The organism is Bacillus sp. KICET-3 (assembly GCF_033261025.1).
GTDB lineage: Bacteria > Bacillota > Bacilli > Bacillales > Bacillaceae > Bacillus > Bacillus sonorensis.
Genome location: NZ_CP137345.1, coordinates 3684710 through 3697492, shown reverse-complemented (window position 1 = coordinate 3697492; position 12783 = coordinate 3684710). Strand labels below are relative to the sequence as shown.

13 protein-coding genes and 1 pseudogene are annotated in these 12783 nt (G+C 45.9%); 11 read left to right on the top strand and 3 right to left on the bottom strand.

What is annotated here, in order from left to right:
* The first annotated feature begins 166 nt into the window (after positions 1 to 166).
* The 4 genes from R5H20_RS18955 to R5H20_RS18940 all read left to right on the top strand — a co-directional run bounded on the left by R5H20_RS18955 (position 167) and on the right by R5H20_RS18940 (position 5527).
* Positions 167 to 1468 carry a homoserine dehydrogenase gene (locus tag R5H20_RS18955; RefSeq protein WP_006638947.1) on the top strand — a complete coding sequence of 434 codons (1302 nt, stop codon included), beginning with the start codon at positions 167 to 169 and terminating at the stop codon, positions 1466 to 1468.
* Entirely contained in the window at positions 1468 to 2526 is a 1059-nt protein-coding gene (gene thrC, locus R5H20_RS18950) for a threonine synthase (protein WP_006638946.1), read from the top strand. The genes R5H20_RS18955 and thrC overlap by 1 nt, the downstream gene beginning before the upstream one ends.
* Positions 2523 to 3443 (top strand): homoserine kinase, encoded by a 921-nt coding sequence (gene thrB / locus R5H20_RS18945; RefSeq protein WP_006638945.1) that lies wholly within the window; start codon positions 2523 to 2525, stop codon positions 3441 to 3443. Before thrC ends, thrB begins: the two co-directional genes overlap by 4 nt.
* 113 nt (positions 3444 to 3556) lie before the next feature.
* A complete protein-coding gene (locus R5H20_RS18940; protein WP_006638944.1) occupies positions 3557 to 5527 on the top strand; it encodes a S9 family peptidase in 1971 nt (656 codons plus the stop codon).
* Positions 5528 to 5568: 41 nt separating this feature from the next.
* On the opposite strand, the pseudogene R5H20_RS18935 reads toward R5H20_RS18940, so the two are convergent.
* A pseudogene (locus tag R5H20_RS18935) lies at positions 5569 to 5831 on the bottom strand (NifU family protein).
* A 169-nt stretch (positions 5832 to 6000) separates the two neighbouring features.
* Between R5H20_RS18935 and R5H20_RS18930 the strand changes: the two are divergent.
* On the top strand, positions 6001 to 6330 hold the full coding sequence (locus R5H20_RS18930) for a YuzD family protein (protein ID WP_006638942.1): 330 nt from the start codon (positions 6001 to 6003) through the stop codon (positions 6328 to 6330).
* 99 nt (positions 6331 to 6429) lie between these two features.
* Positions 6430 to 6696: a hypothetical protein gene (locus R5H20_RS18925; protein ID WP_006638941.1), complete on the top strand. Its 267-nt coding sequence runs from the start codon at positions 6430 to 6432 to the stop codon at positions 6694 to 6696.
* 38 nt (positions 6697 to 6734) lie between these two features.
* Here R5H20_RS18925 and R5H20_RS18920 read toward each other — a convergent pair whose 3' ends face one another.
* Positions 6735 to 7235 (bottom strand): phenolic acid decarboxylase, encoded by a 501-nt coding sequence (locus R5H20_RS18920; protein WP_029418743.1) that lies wholly within the window; start codon positions 7233 to 7235, stop codon positions 6735 to 6737.
* A 248-nt stretch (positions 7236 to 7483) separates the two neighbouring features.
* Here R5H20_RS18920 and R5H20_RS18915 point away from each other — a divergent pair, with 248 nt between their 5' ends.
* From R5H20_RS18915 to R5H20_RS18905, 3 genes are all read left to right on the top strand, one after another.
* Complete coding sequence (locus tag R5H20_RS18915; protein WP_006638940.1) at positions 7484 to 8590, top strand: response regulator aspartate phosphatase; 1107 nt, start codon at positions 7484 to 7486, stop codon at positions 8588 to 8590.
* On the top strand, positions 8587 to 8811 hold the full coding sequence (locus R5H20_RS18910; protein ID WP_006638939.1) for a hypothetical protein: 225 nt from the start codon (positions 8587 to 8589) through the stop codon (positions 8809 to 8811). Before R5H20_RS18915 ends, R5H20_RS18910 begins: the two co-directional genes overlap by 4 nt.
* Before the next feature lie 263 nt (positions 8812 to 9074).
* Complete coding sequence (locus R5H20_RS18905; protein ID WP_006638938.1) at positions 9075 to 9668, top strand: dienelactone hydrolase family protein; 594 nt, start codon at positions 9075 to 9077, stop codon at positions 9666 to 9668.
* A 111-nt stretch (positions 9669 to 9779) separates the two neighbouring features.
* Here R5H20_RS18905 and R5H20_RS18900 read toward each other — a convergent pair whose 3' ends face one another.
* On the bottom strand, positions 9780 to 10847 hold the full coding sequence (locus R5H20_RS18900; RefSeq protein ID WP_006638937.1) for an NAD(P)/FAD-dependent oxidoreductase: 1068 nt from the start codon (positions 10845 to 10847) through the stop codon (positions 9780 to 9782).
* A 275-nt stretch (positions 10848 to 11122) separates the two neighbouring features.
* Between R5H20_RS18900 and R5H20_RS18895 the strand changes: the two genes are divergently transcribed.
* Both R5H20_RS18895 and R5H20_RS18890 read left to right on the top strand, forming a co-directional pair.
* Positions 11123 to 11359, top strand: a complete 237-nt coding sequence (locus tag R5H20_RS18895; RefSeq protein ID WP_006638936.1) for a YuzB family protein — start codon at positions 11123 to 11125, stop codon at positions 11357 to 11359.
* Between the two features lie 148 nt (positions 11360 to 11507).
* Positions 11508 to 12725 carry a NupC/NupG family nucleoside CNT transporter gene (locus tag R5H20_RS18890; protein WP_006638935.1) on the top strand — a complete coding sequence of 406 codons (1218 nt, stop codon included), beginning with the start codon at positions 11508 to 11510 and terminating at the stop codon, positions 12723 to 12725.
* Positions 12726 to 12783: the final 58 nt, after the last annotated feature.

The window sequence follows — 12783 nt, the reverse complement described above, 5'->3', positions numbered from 1 at the left end:
AATCTTAATTTATCAATATCTTAAGCGTTTACAAACATTGATTTTCAGCAATTGTCACCTTGTCAAAAAAAGAATACCCCATTATAATGTTTGTAACTTAAATGTCTGCGTTGAGTTTACAAATGTCCTCTTAGAAAGGACGATCAGAAAGAAAGGTGGAATTGTAGTGAAGGCGATACGAGTGGGGCTTCTAGGTTTAGGAACAGTCGGAAGCGGGGTGGTGAAAATCATCCAGGATCATCAAGATAAACTGAAACACCAGGTCGGGTGCCCCGTCACCATACAAAAAGTACTTGTTAAAGATAAAGATAAAAAAAGAGATGTCGAGCTTCCTAGAGAAGCGCTGACAACGGAAGCCTATGACGTGATAGAAGACCCCGAAGTGGATGTCATCATCGAGGTCATCGGAGGAATAGAGCAGACAAGGAGATATTTGCTGGACGCACTCCGGGCAAAAAAACATGTCGTAACGGCGAATAAAGACCTGATTGCGCTTTACGGGTCAGAGCTTTTAGCCGCTGCCAAAGAGAACGGCTGCGACCTTTATTTTGAAGCGAGCGTTGCCGGCGGAATCCCGATTTTGCGGTCCTTGGAAGAGGGCCTCGCTTCAGACAGAATCACGAAAATGATGGGAATCGTCAATGGAACGACCAATTTCATCCTGACGAAGATGAACAAAGAAAAGGCGCCTTATGAAGAGGTGCTGAAAGAAGCGCAAAGGCTCGGCTTTGCAGAAGCTGATCCGACCGCAGACGTGGAAGGCCTTGATGCCGCAAGGAAAATGGCAATTTTGGCTCGGCTCGGCTTTTCAATGAATGTCGACCTGGAAGATGTCAAAGTGAAGGGGATTTCCAAAGTGTCTGATGAAGACATCAATTTCAGCAAGCGGCTTGGCTATACGATGAAGCTGATCGGGATCGCTCAGCGCGATGGGCAAAAAGTCGAAGTCAGCGTTCAGCCGACATTGCTCCCGGACCATCACCCGCTGTCATCCGTTCATAACGAATTCAATGCGGTTTACGTATACGGAGAAGCCGTCGGGGAAACGATGTTTTACGGACCGGGTGCCGGCAGCATGCCGACGGCCACCGCCGTTGTATCGGATCTGGTATCTGTCATGAAAAACATGCGTCTCGGCGTGAACGGCAGCAGTTTTGTCGATCCGCAGTTTGAGAAAAAAATGAAGTCGCCTGCTGAAATCTTCGCCCAGCAGTTTTTAAGAATCCATGTCAAAGATCAGGTCGGTTCGTTTTCAAAAATCACCGCGGTTTTTTCAGAAAGAGGCGTCAGCTTTGAAAAAATTCTTCAGCTTCCGATCAAAGCCAATGACGGCTTGGCTGAGATCGTCATCGTCACGCATCACACATCTGAAGAAGATTTCACAAATATTTTGAAAGAACTGAACGATCTCGAGGTCGTCCAGCAAGTCAAAAGCACTTATCGAGTAGAAGGGAACGGTTATAGCTAATGTGGAAAGGACTCATTCATCAATATAAAGACTATCTGCCTGTAACGGACAAGACGCCTGAGCTGACATTGCATGAAGGAAACACACCGCTCATTCACCTGAAAAACTTATCAGAAAAGCTTGGCATCGAGCTGTACGTCAAAACGGAAGGCGCAAATCCGACCGGTTCCTTTAAAGACCGCGGCATGGTGATGGCGGTCGCAAAAGCGAAAGAAGAGGGCAATGATACGATCATGTGCGCCTCGACTGGAAATACATCCGCTGCCGCCGCGGCGTACGCGGCACGCGCCAACATGAAATGCATTGTCATCATTCCGGACGGCAAGATCGCCTTCGGAAAACTGGCCCAAGCCGTCATGTACGGGGCCGAAATCATCGCGATCAACGGAAACTTTGATGATGCGCTGAAAATGGTCCGCGGCATTTGTGAGAAAGAGCCCATCGCTTTAGTAAACTCAGTGAATCCGTACCGGATCGAAGGGCAGAAAACCGCGTCATTCGAAATTTGCGAGCAGCTTGGCGGAGCCCCTGATATCCTTGCGATTCCCGTCGGAAATGCCGGGAATATTACAGCATACTGGAAAGGCTTCAAAGAATACCATGAAAAACACGGCACAGGACTCCCTGTGATGCGGGGATTCCAGGCTGAAGGCGCCGCGCCGATTGTCAAAGGCAAGGTGATTGAAAATCCCGAAACCGTTGCGACGGCGATTCGAATCGGAAATCCTGCAAGCTGGGATAAAGCGGTCAATGCCGCAAACGAATCAAACGGAAAAATCGATGAAGTCTCAGATGAAGAAATTCTGCACGCTTACCAGCTGTTGGCAAGGGAAGAAGGGGTTTTCGCCGAGCCGGGCTCCTGCGCGTCAATCGCCGGAGTGCTGAAGCAGCTGAAAACAAACGAGATTCAGCCTGGAGCGAAAGTGGTCGCCGTTCTAACCGGAAACGGCCTGAAAGATCCAAATACAGCCGTCGACGTATCAAAGATCAAGCCCGTCACACTGCCGACGGATGAAGAAAAAATTCTTGAGCATCTCAAAGGAGCCGCACGTGTATGACAGAAGCTGACATGCTGTTTTCAATCACGGTTCCCGGAAGCACGGCCAATTTGGGCCCCGGCTTTGATTCAGTCGGCATGGCGCTGTCGCGCTATTTGAAACTGTCTGTGTTTCCTTGTGAAGAATGGCGCTTTGAAGCTGAAACCGATGTGGTAGCAGGCATTCCCGCTGGAACCGAAAACTTGATTTATCAAGTAGCCAAGCGGACTGCCGGCCATTTTGGGAAAGAGCTTCCGCCTTGTCTTGTAAAAGTGTGGAGCGATATACCGCTTGCCCGCGGACTCGGCAGCAGCGCGGCCGCGATTGCCGCCGCCGTCGAACTTGCAAACGAATTGGCTGATTTAAAGCTGTCGGAAAACGATAAACTGCATTTCGCAAGTCTTGAAGAAGGCCATCCCGACAATGCCGGAGCCTCGCTTTACGGCGGCCTCGTCATCGGTCTTCATGAAAAGGGTGAAACACAGCTGGTCTCCGTCAAGGACATTGATTTGGATGTCGTTGTCGTCATTCCTTTTTATGAAGTGCTGACAAAAGATGCGCGCAACGTTCTTCCGGAGAGCCTATCCTATTCAAAAGCGGTTGAAGCGAGTGCGGTCAGCAATATGCTGGTGGCCGGGCTGATGTCAAAGAATTGGCCGCTTGTCGGCCGGATGATGAAAAAGGATCTTTTTCACCAGCCATACCGGAGGGCGCTCGTTCCTGAACTCGCCAAAGTGGAGCATCAAGCGCAATTAAACGGCGCGTACGGTACGGCTTTAAGCGGCGCAGGGCCGACCATTCTCTCCTTTATTGAAAAAGGAAAAGGCGAACAGTTGAAAGCCCAGCTGACATTAGCATTTCCGCATTGTGAAGTCGATTGCCTGCATGTCCCGAATACAGGCAGCATCGTCGAAAGAAATCCGGTGAAAAGCGTATAACAACCGTCTAAAAAAGAGCTGTCACAGCTCTTTTTTAGTTTGCAGGCAACAAGGATTTTTATTTAGAAAGTCGAAATAGAATATAGAAACGAACAAGAGGAGGAGAATCGCCATTGAAGCAGGCCATAACAGAAGCAGATCTTACCCGGCTGGTATCCATTACAGATCCCCAGTATTCGCCTGACGGCAAGAAGCTGGCTTATGTGCAGACAAAAGTCAACAAAAAACAAGATTCCTATGACGCTCACATTTACGTCTTTGATACCGATGCGCAGGAATCGGCGCAATGGACGTTTGGAAATGGAAGGAATCAGCACCCTCGATGGTCCCCTGACGGCAGGATGCTCGCATTTACGTCCAACCGGGAGGAGACATCACAAGTTTACGTTATCCATACAGCCGGTGGCGAAGCGAGAAAGGCGACTGATATCCCTTATGATGTCAACCAGCCTGTCTGGTCGCCTGACGGAAACTATTTGCTTTGCTCTGTCAAATTAACGAAAGACGAAAGCGTCACAGATGAAAAAAAGCCTGAAATTGAAGATTACGAACCGTTGGAGGTCGATTCTTTAACATATAAAGCCGACGGACAAGGTTTCAAAAGAGGAAAATATACACAGCTTGTGCTCGTTCAGCTGGATACGGGGGAAATCAGGCAAATCACAAAGCACGAAAGAGACCATGCCGGCCACACGTTTTCACCATGCGGAAAAACCATTGCTTTTTGCGCGAATTTGACCGAAAAAGAAGACAGCCGGGTAAACGATGTTTATATCATGACGCTGTCAACCGGTGAGATCAAACGTCTGACAGGACAAAACGGGATGTTTTCTTCGCCGTCATTTTCGCCTGACGGAAAATACCTTGCTTTTTTAGGACATGAACAAGAGTTTGAAAATGCGACGCTTGATAAAGCTTGGCTGTATGATGTGGAGAAAGGGGAGCTTGTTTGTTTAACCGACATGCTTGACGTCCATTTAAATGATGCGGTGGTGGGTGACAGCCTTGTCGGCGGCGTGCTGCCAAAGCCGGCCTGGACAAAGGATGGCAAAGGCTTTTATGTGATCGGGACCGAGCAGGGATCGACCGGCATTTATTACATATCGACAGAAGGACTCGCTTATCCGGTCCGCCTGGAAAAAGAACATGTAAACGGATTTAGCCTCCACCCGGATGAGACGGGATTCGCCGCTTCCATCACCCTTCCTGTTTGGCCGAGCGAGCTGTACGATATCGCGCTGGGCGAAGATCAGGCAGTACGGCTGACGAATGTTAACAAAGCGTTTATCGAAGAACGCATCATCTCAGAACCGGAAGAGCTTCAATTTGCAACGACTGACGGTTTAACGGTGCACGGATGGCTGATCAAGCCCGCCCGATTTGAAAAAGGAAAGACATATCCGCTTATTTTGGAGGTTCACGGCGGGCCGCACGCCATGTATGCCAATGCCTACTTTCATGAATTCCAGGTGCTGGCCGCTAAAGGCAGCGCGGTCGTCTATGTGAATCCGAGAGGGAGCCACGGCTATGGACAGGATTTCGTCAACAGGGTCAGAGGCGACTACGGGGGCGGAGACTTTGAGGACGTCATGGCGGCCGTCGACCATGTTTTAGACCGTTACCAGTTTATTGATCACGACAGGATCGGGATCACCGGGGGAAGCTACGGCGGTTTTATGACAAACTGGGCCGTCGGCCATACGAATCGTTTTAAAGCCGCTGTGACGCAGCGGTCGATTTCCAACTGGGTCAGCTTTTACGGTGTCAGTGATATCGGCTACTTTTTCACTGAATGGCAGATCGGGGCGGACCTCTTTGAAAATCCGGACAAACTGTGGGATCGCTCCCCCCTGAAATATGCCGACCGGGTTGAAACCCCATTATTAATCCTGCATGGCGAACGGGATGACAGATGTCCGATTGAACAGGCGGAACAGCTGTTTACAGCATTGAAAAAAATGGGCAAGAAAGTAAAGCTCGTCAGGTTTCCGAATGCATCACACGATTTATCAAGAAGCGGCCATCCGAAGCAGAGAATCAAACGGCTGCAATATATTTCAGGATGGTTTGATAGCCATTTATAAATAAAAAAGGCTGCCATGATGCCGGGCAGCCTTTTTGTTGATTAAAATACTTGCTCTACCTCGATAACGCCCGGAACCTCTTCCAAAAGGGCGCGCTCGATTCCCGCTTTCAGCGTGATCGTGGAACTTGGGCAGCTTCCGCATGCGCCGAGAAGACGAAGCTTTACGATACCGTCTTCGACGTCAACAAGCTCACAATCTCCGCCGTCACGGAGTAAAAACGGACGAAGTTTGTCCAGCACTTCCTGCACCTGTTCTTTCATTTCGACTTCTGTCGCCATTCATATCGCTCCTTTCAAATCATACAACCATTATATTCAGTCGAACAATAAAAAGCTATTGTTTAGTTTCAGCGTTTTCCCACCTATTATATCATATTTGCCGCTAAAGACAAAAAACGATTTTCATATCAAATATGGAGCACACGATGAAAATAGACTAAAATAAAAGAAAAGGGAAAGGAGCGTTTTGACATGACAAAACCAGCCGAGCTTTTTGTTTACGGAGCCGACGTTCTTTGTCCGAGCTGTGTGAATCTGCCTTCATCAAAAGAAACATACGAATGGCTTGAAGCCGCACTCAAAAGAAAGTATCCGGACCAGCCGTTTTCGATTACCTACATTGATATTCATCATCCGCCTGCACATGATCAAAAAAAGCAAGAGATCTCACAAAAAATATTAAATGACGAATACTTCTATCCATTGGTCCTGATCGGCGATCAAGTGGTCGGCGAAGGCAATCCGAAGCTGAAGGACGTATATAAAGAAATGGAAACGCAGGGATATCAGCCGGCAATATAAAAAACAGCAAGGGATGTTAAAGCCTTGCTGTTTTTTTATGCATGGTTGATCTGTTGAAAAAAGGGACAAACTAAAGAAAAAAGTGCAGGAGTGGTAGACATGTCTTTTATTGAAGGACAAATCGTAACAGGCGATTTTGATCGCGAGATGAACGTGTTTTCTTTAAAAACAATCAAACAGTTTCACACGCAAACAAGTTTGAATGAAAGCCAACTGCGGGCTTTGCAGCAATACTTGGAGCAGCATGAGCATGAAGAAGACGGACAGATCGTCACCCTTTATGACCAAATGCTTGTTCCTTTATCACAAAAAGACATCAAAGCGCTGCTGGCCGATTTAACAAAAGTTCAGTCCTTATATCAATAAAAAGAGAAAGTTTCCTCCCTAGCTTCTTTGCACTTATGTTACACCCGTTTTCCGGCGCGGATGTCATCCGTCATTCCGGGATAAGGCGCTTTGGAAATCAATTCTTCATTATCGGCCCCCGCATTTTCCATAAACGTGATGTCCGCGAACTCTGGTACGACATATTTTGGATATGTCTCATATTTTTCGCGTGATTCTTCCATTAAATCAATATGGTCATTTTGATAGCAGACCGTAATGTCCGGACGTTCATGAACCCATTTAGGAAAGAAAATAATGCCGTGCATACGTTTTTCTTTTGGCATAAAGTTCAGCGAAACGTCAGTGCCTGTCGGTTCTGTCCATGACACCTTATAAACGCCTTCAGTCAGCTTGACAAGGTCGACCTCCTGATCGCGAACCCAGCGGCCCGCGACCATGCCGCTGTGAATGCGGTAATCGATTGTATGGTCATTCTTAATGTAGATTTCATATTCCCAGCCGTTTTCATAGGTATAGATCATATGGCTTCCAACAAAATCTTTGACATCTTGATTCATATGAACCGCTCCTTTTCGTTGTAAATTAAAACATGTTGATGTTTACATATATAATTATAATTTTCTTGTTATAAGCTGTCAATTCAAAACATTTGTCAAAAATTAAGCGTAAAAAAAGAAATGTAAGTCATATTAGGAAATTTTGCTAATATTTAGAAAAATGGATTGTCAAAAAATGCTCCATTCTGTAAAATGAAAAACAACCCATAAAAAGGAAAAGAGAGAGGGATGAAAGGAAGGATGATCGATTGAAAACGAAAATTGCCTACGAAGAAGTCGCTAAAATGCTGAATCAATGGTATGTTATGATCAAACGCCACGAAATATCCCAAGCGGTCTCCATAAAATACGATATTGAACATCAGCTTCCGAATATGGAAGAAAATCAAGATTTGCTGCTCTATTTTAATCTTTTAGACTATCGGCATAAACTGCTGACAGAAAAATTTGCCGAATCGACCCGATTGTTTAAAGACATTCAGCACCAGAAAGCGGATATACAGAGCACTGATGACATGATTGAATACTATTTTTTCTTTTTCGCAGGCATGTATGAATTTCACAAAAAGGATTACACAAATGCAATCAATTACTACAAATTGGCTGAGGACAAGCTCAGAAAGATCCCCGATCAAATCGAAAATGCCGAATTCCATTACAAACTGGCGATCGCCTACTATCAAATCAAACAAAATTTCTTCTCCTTAAACCATGCGAAAACAGCCTTAAAAACATTCAAAACCCATGATGACTACATTCAAAAAGCGATAAGCAGCGAAATGCTTATCGCAGCGAATAAACTCGATTTATTTCATTTTGATGAAGCGGAAAAACATTATAAACAAGCCTTGAAAGACGCTGAACAGATTCAGCACAACATCCTCATCGGCATGGCGCATCACAACTTAGGCCTGAGCTATGTCAGCCGGGATCTCCTCGCACTGGCCGAAAAGCACTTTAAAGAAGCGCTAGTGTTAAAAGAGCATGAAGAATCGGTATACGGCATCCACTCGATGTTTGAATTGACGCATGTTCTCTATAAATTAGGGCTTTTTAAGGAAGCGCGCGACTGGTATGAAAAAGGATTTTCCCGTGCGAAAAAAGCAGGAGAAAGGGAATATTTGTCGAAATTTAAACTTATTCATGCTCTGTATGATGAACACGATTCGCTTATGATTGAACATGCTTTAGAATATCTTAAAACGATCAATCTTTGGACAGATATAGCGGAATTAACATTAGATATTGCTCATTATTACAAAAAAAATGGTGATGTACACAATGCGGCTGGATACTTTGAAGAGTCTCATCATGCAAGAGACCAAATTCTTAAAAGAACGGAGGAGTTAAAGTGAAAAAGATTCTTGCCGTTGTTTCAGCGGCCGTTTTCGCCAGCCTTGCCGCTCTAAGCTTCGCTTCCCAGCCGAAGGGGAATGCCGAGTTTGCCGGGCGAGCCATTTTTCTTGAGCATTCATCCGCAAAACAGCTTGCCGGACGAGCGATCTTTCTTGATCGCTATACCGGAACATCGCTTGTATCTGATGCCGCTAACACAAAAGCGGATGTAACAGCATGAAGCTGGCGGACGCGATTGGACAAGCCGCGGGCGGTTTTGTCCGCTCACGGCCATCGATTTGAAAGAGGCGCCAAGATCGGCGCCTCTTTCAAATCGATAAACTGGCAGCCTTTGGCCGCGTTTGTTTCTTTTCTATTGAGGAAGCAGGCACGAACTGTCGCGGATGCCATGGATGTTATCACATCGGGGCAGTCCACCTCCGCTACAGCATATTGCTGAGGGGCCGTACATAATGAATTTGAGCAGGATAAGGAGCCGGATCAATGATAGATATTCAGAAAAATTCCTCTGCAGCCGTCATCGTACTTCATGAAATATACGGTATTAACAAGCATATCCAAGATGTTTGTCAATCGCTTTCTGCGGCCGGTTTTGCTGTCGTCTGTCCGAATTTATTGCATAGGGAAGAACCCTTCGATTATTCGGACGAGAAAGCCGCCTATCATCATTTTATAGAGAAGGTCGGTTTTATCGATGCTTCTCACAAAATAAAAACGCTGGCAATGAATTTGAAAGATCAATACCAAAAGGTCATAATAGCTGGATTCAGTGTGGGAGCGACTATTGCCTGGCTGTGCAGTGAAGATGACCATGTTGATGGAATTGTCGGATACTACGGTTCCCGTATTAGAGATTACTTGGAGACATCGCCTGCATGTCCAGTCATGCTTTTCTTTGCGGAAGAAGAACGATCCTTTCACATTAATGAATTGATATCAGCTTTAAACAGAAAGAACATCAAAGCGGACAAACTGCCGGGTGCGCACGGGTTTAACGATCCCTACTCTGCGGCATACAACAGCAGGTCATCGCGAATAGCATTTGAGAAAATGATGGGCTTTTTAAAGAGGTTGTAATTTTAATGAAGCGGATAAAGGGAATTGAAAACTGCAAAACTCAGGAAAGCTCATCAAGACAGATGAGCTTTCCTGAGTTTATGAAAGGAATAATATAATGATGGCGAAACCCTATCCATTATGATGCTTATACATCCACAGCAGCCCTGATTTTAATAAGCGCGGAACCCTGCCGATCAGCGGGCGTTCTGCGACGAGTCCGAATCCTGCTTTCTTGCCGAGTGAACCGAGGACGCCTTTCAGCTTGAATTTTGGCATTGTTTCCGGAAGAGGCTCGCCTTTCCAGCGGGACTCGAGAACCTGAACGATTTGTTCCGCCTGTGCTTCGGCAAGCTGTGCGCTTGGTGCGTGAGGAAGGCTTGCGCAATCTCCGACGACATAAACGTGTTCATCTCCCGGCAAATTGTGGTGCGGCGTCAGGACGACGCGGCCTTGCGGATCTTTTTCCACGTCAAGATCACGGACGACATGATTCGGCTGAATTCCGGCGGTCCAGACAATCGCATCGGCACGAACCGGATCATCATGGTTGTAGACGGCGCCTTCCTCCACTTTTGTAATGTTGGCGCAGTTAATAATGTTTACGCCATGCTCTTCAAACCAGCTTTGAACATATTTGCTGAGCCGCTTAGGGAAGCTGGACAAAATCAGTTCGCCGCGGTCAAAGAGAATGATGTTTAAATCCTTTCTGCTTTCCCTTAATTCGCTAGCAAGCTCGACGCCGCTGAGTCCTGCCCCGACGATCGCGACGGTCGCTTCGGCATTCAAATTGTTGAGCGCCTGGTAAGTACGGCGTGACTCGTCGATCGTCTGAATGCTGTAGGTATAGTTAGGCGCTCCGGGAACATTGTGATATTTATCCTCGCAGCCAAGCCCGATCACTGCATCATCATAGGAAATCGGCTCTCTGTCGTGAAACAGCACCTTTTTCTGTTTCAAATCAACAGCCGATATGTTGCCGTATTCAATCGTTAACTTAGGGTGATCCGGGAAGGACACTCTGATATGATGATCAGAAATCGTTCCGGCAGCAAGAGCATAATACTCCGTTTTCAAACAATGGTAAGGGTTTCTGTCAATTAAAGTGATCATCACATCATCAGGCAGCTGATTCGGCAATAGACGGTGAATGACACGCATATTTCCGTAACCGCCGCCAAGCAAGACTAAATTTCTCATTGCTAATTCCCCTTTTCCCCTCAGATTCAAAAAAGTTATCTTTTTACACTGCAAAAATAAAAAACTATGTAAATACCCTCTAGAATTATATCTAATTTGATGCAAAATCACAATATTTCTTAAAAAATAACCTACACTTACGCCGTAAAAACAGAATTAGTAAAACTTTTTTGGATAATTAATATGTTACAAAAGGTGGATTGCTCAGATCGTATATTTTGACTAATGAAAGGACATTAGGGTACGATAAAAAAACGATGTGAGGTGAATAAACAGTGTTTCCAATCGTTGAATTTTGTGTCAGCAATCTTGCCCAAGGTTCTCAAGCGGCAAAAGAAATTTTGGAAAAAGATCCGAATTTAGACGTTGTCGAGTACGGCTGTTTAAGCTACTGCGGTCAATGCATGCAGACGCTGTTCGCCCTTGTCAACGGAGAGATGGTTTCAGGGAATAATCCGGCTGAATTGGTCGAAAATATATATACATTCATTGAAGAAAATGACATCATGTAGGCGGGATCATAAGATGATTCCGTTTTTTATAAGCATTTTTTGAAAGAGTTTACATATATGCGGATGATCCGTAAAAATTTTTGTGGACAGGCAAATGATTAATTGTTATCTTAATAAAAGTTTAAAAATTCTTTCAGAGGTGTGGTCATTGAACATATTATGGGGACTTCTTGGTATTATCGTCGTTTTCGCGATAGCGTTCTTACTGTCAGAACATAAAACCAAAATAAATATCAGGACGATTTTAATCGGTCTGGCGATCCAGCTTTTGTTCGGATTTATCGTGCTCAAATGGGAAATGGGTCGAGAGGCCTTCCTGTCGTTTACGAAATCGGTTCAGCATCTTGTGAATTTCGCAAATGAAGGGATCAGCTTTATCTTCGGACCTCTTTTAAAGGTGGGGGACAGCCCGGCCTTTGCTTTAAGCGTTTTACCCGTTATCATCTTCTTTTCATCACTGATTGCCGTCCTTTACCACTTAAGAATCATGCAGGTGATTATTCGTGTGATCGGCGGCGGATTATCGAAACTTCTTGGAACAAGCAAAACTGAATCTCTTTCTGCGGCCGCGAATATTTTTGTCGGCCAAACAGAGGCTCCGCTTGTCATTAAGCCGTTTATCGCGGGATTGACAAAGTCTGAGCTGTTTGCCGTCATGACGGGCGGATTGGCATCAGTTGCCGGTTCTGTTCTCTTTGGCTACGCCCTTCTGGGGGTTCCGCTTGAATACTTGCTGGCGGCAAGCTTTATGGCTGCACCTGCCGGATTGATTATGGCAAAAATGCTGATTCCGGAAACTGAAACAGCAAAAACAACGTCAAAAGATATTCAAATGGCTGATGACGAGGATGCCGCAAATGTCATCGACGCCGCGGCAAAAGGAGCGTCAACAGGTTTGAAGCTTGCTTTAAACGTCGGTGCGATGCTGCTTGCATTTGTTGCTTTGATTGCCGTGCTGAACGGGATTCTCGGAGGAATCGGCAGCTGGTTTGGATTTAAAGGGCTGTCTCTCGAATTCATTCTCGGATATGTTTTTGCTCCGCTCGCCTTTGTCATTGGGGTTCCTTGGCATGAGGCCGTTCAGGCCGGAAGCTTTATCGGACAAAAGCTCGTTTTAAACGAATTTGTCGCTTATTCCAACTTTGCGCCGATGATGGATCATTTGTCCGCTAAAACCGTTTCAGTTATCAGCTTCGCACTTTGCGGTTTTGCAAATTTGTCTTCTGTTGCGATTTTGCTTGGAGGACTGGGCGGAATGGCGCCGAGCCGCCGTCAGGACATCGCGCGCCTCGGACTAAAAGCCGTTGCCGCCGGAACATTGGCCAACCTGTTAAGCGCGGCGATCGCCGGCATGTTTATCGCATGATAAAAGCTCCCTGCACGATTTGCAGGGAGCTTTTATGTATGAAAAACGGGGGATAATC

What these genes read in the sequence shown, in the direction of transcription:
- thrC (WP_006638946.1), top strand. Translation starts at nt 1,468, where the DNA reads ATGTGGAAAGGACTCATTCATCAATATAAAGACTATCTGCCTGTAACG.
- thrB (WP_006638945.1), top strand. Translation starts at nt 2,523, where the DNA reads ATGACAGAAGCTGACATGCTGTTTTCAATCACGGTTCCCGGAAGCACG.
- R5H20_RS18930 (WP_006638942.1), top strand. Translation starts at nt 6,001, where the DNA reads ATGACAAAACCAGCCGAGCTTTTTGTTTACGGAGCCGACGTTCTTTGT.
- R5H20_RS18925 (WP_006638941.1), top strand. Translation starts at nt 6,430, where the DNA reads ATGTCTTTTATTGAAGGACAAATCGTAACAGGCGATTTTGATCGCGAG.
- R5H20_RS18920 (WP_029418743.1), bottom strand. Translation starts at nt 7,235, where the DNA reads ATGAATCAAGATGTCAAAGATTTTGTTGGAAGCCATATGATCTATACC.
- R5H20_RS18905 (WP_006638938.1), top strand. Translation starts at nt 9,075, where the DNA reads ATGATAGATATTCAGAAAAATTCCTCTGCAGCCGTCATCGTACTTCAT.
- R5H20_RS18900 (WP_006638937.1), bottom strand. Translation starts at nt 10,847, where the DNA reads ATGAGAAATTTAGTCTTGCTTGGCGGCGGTTACGGAAATATGCGTGTC.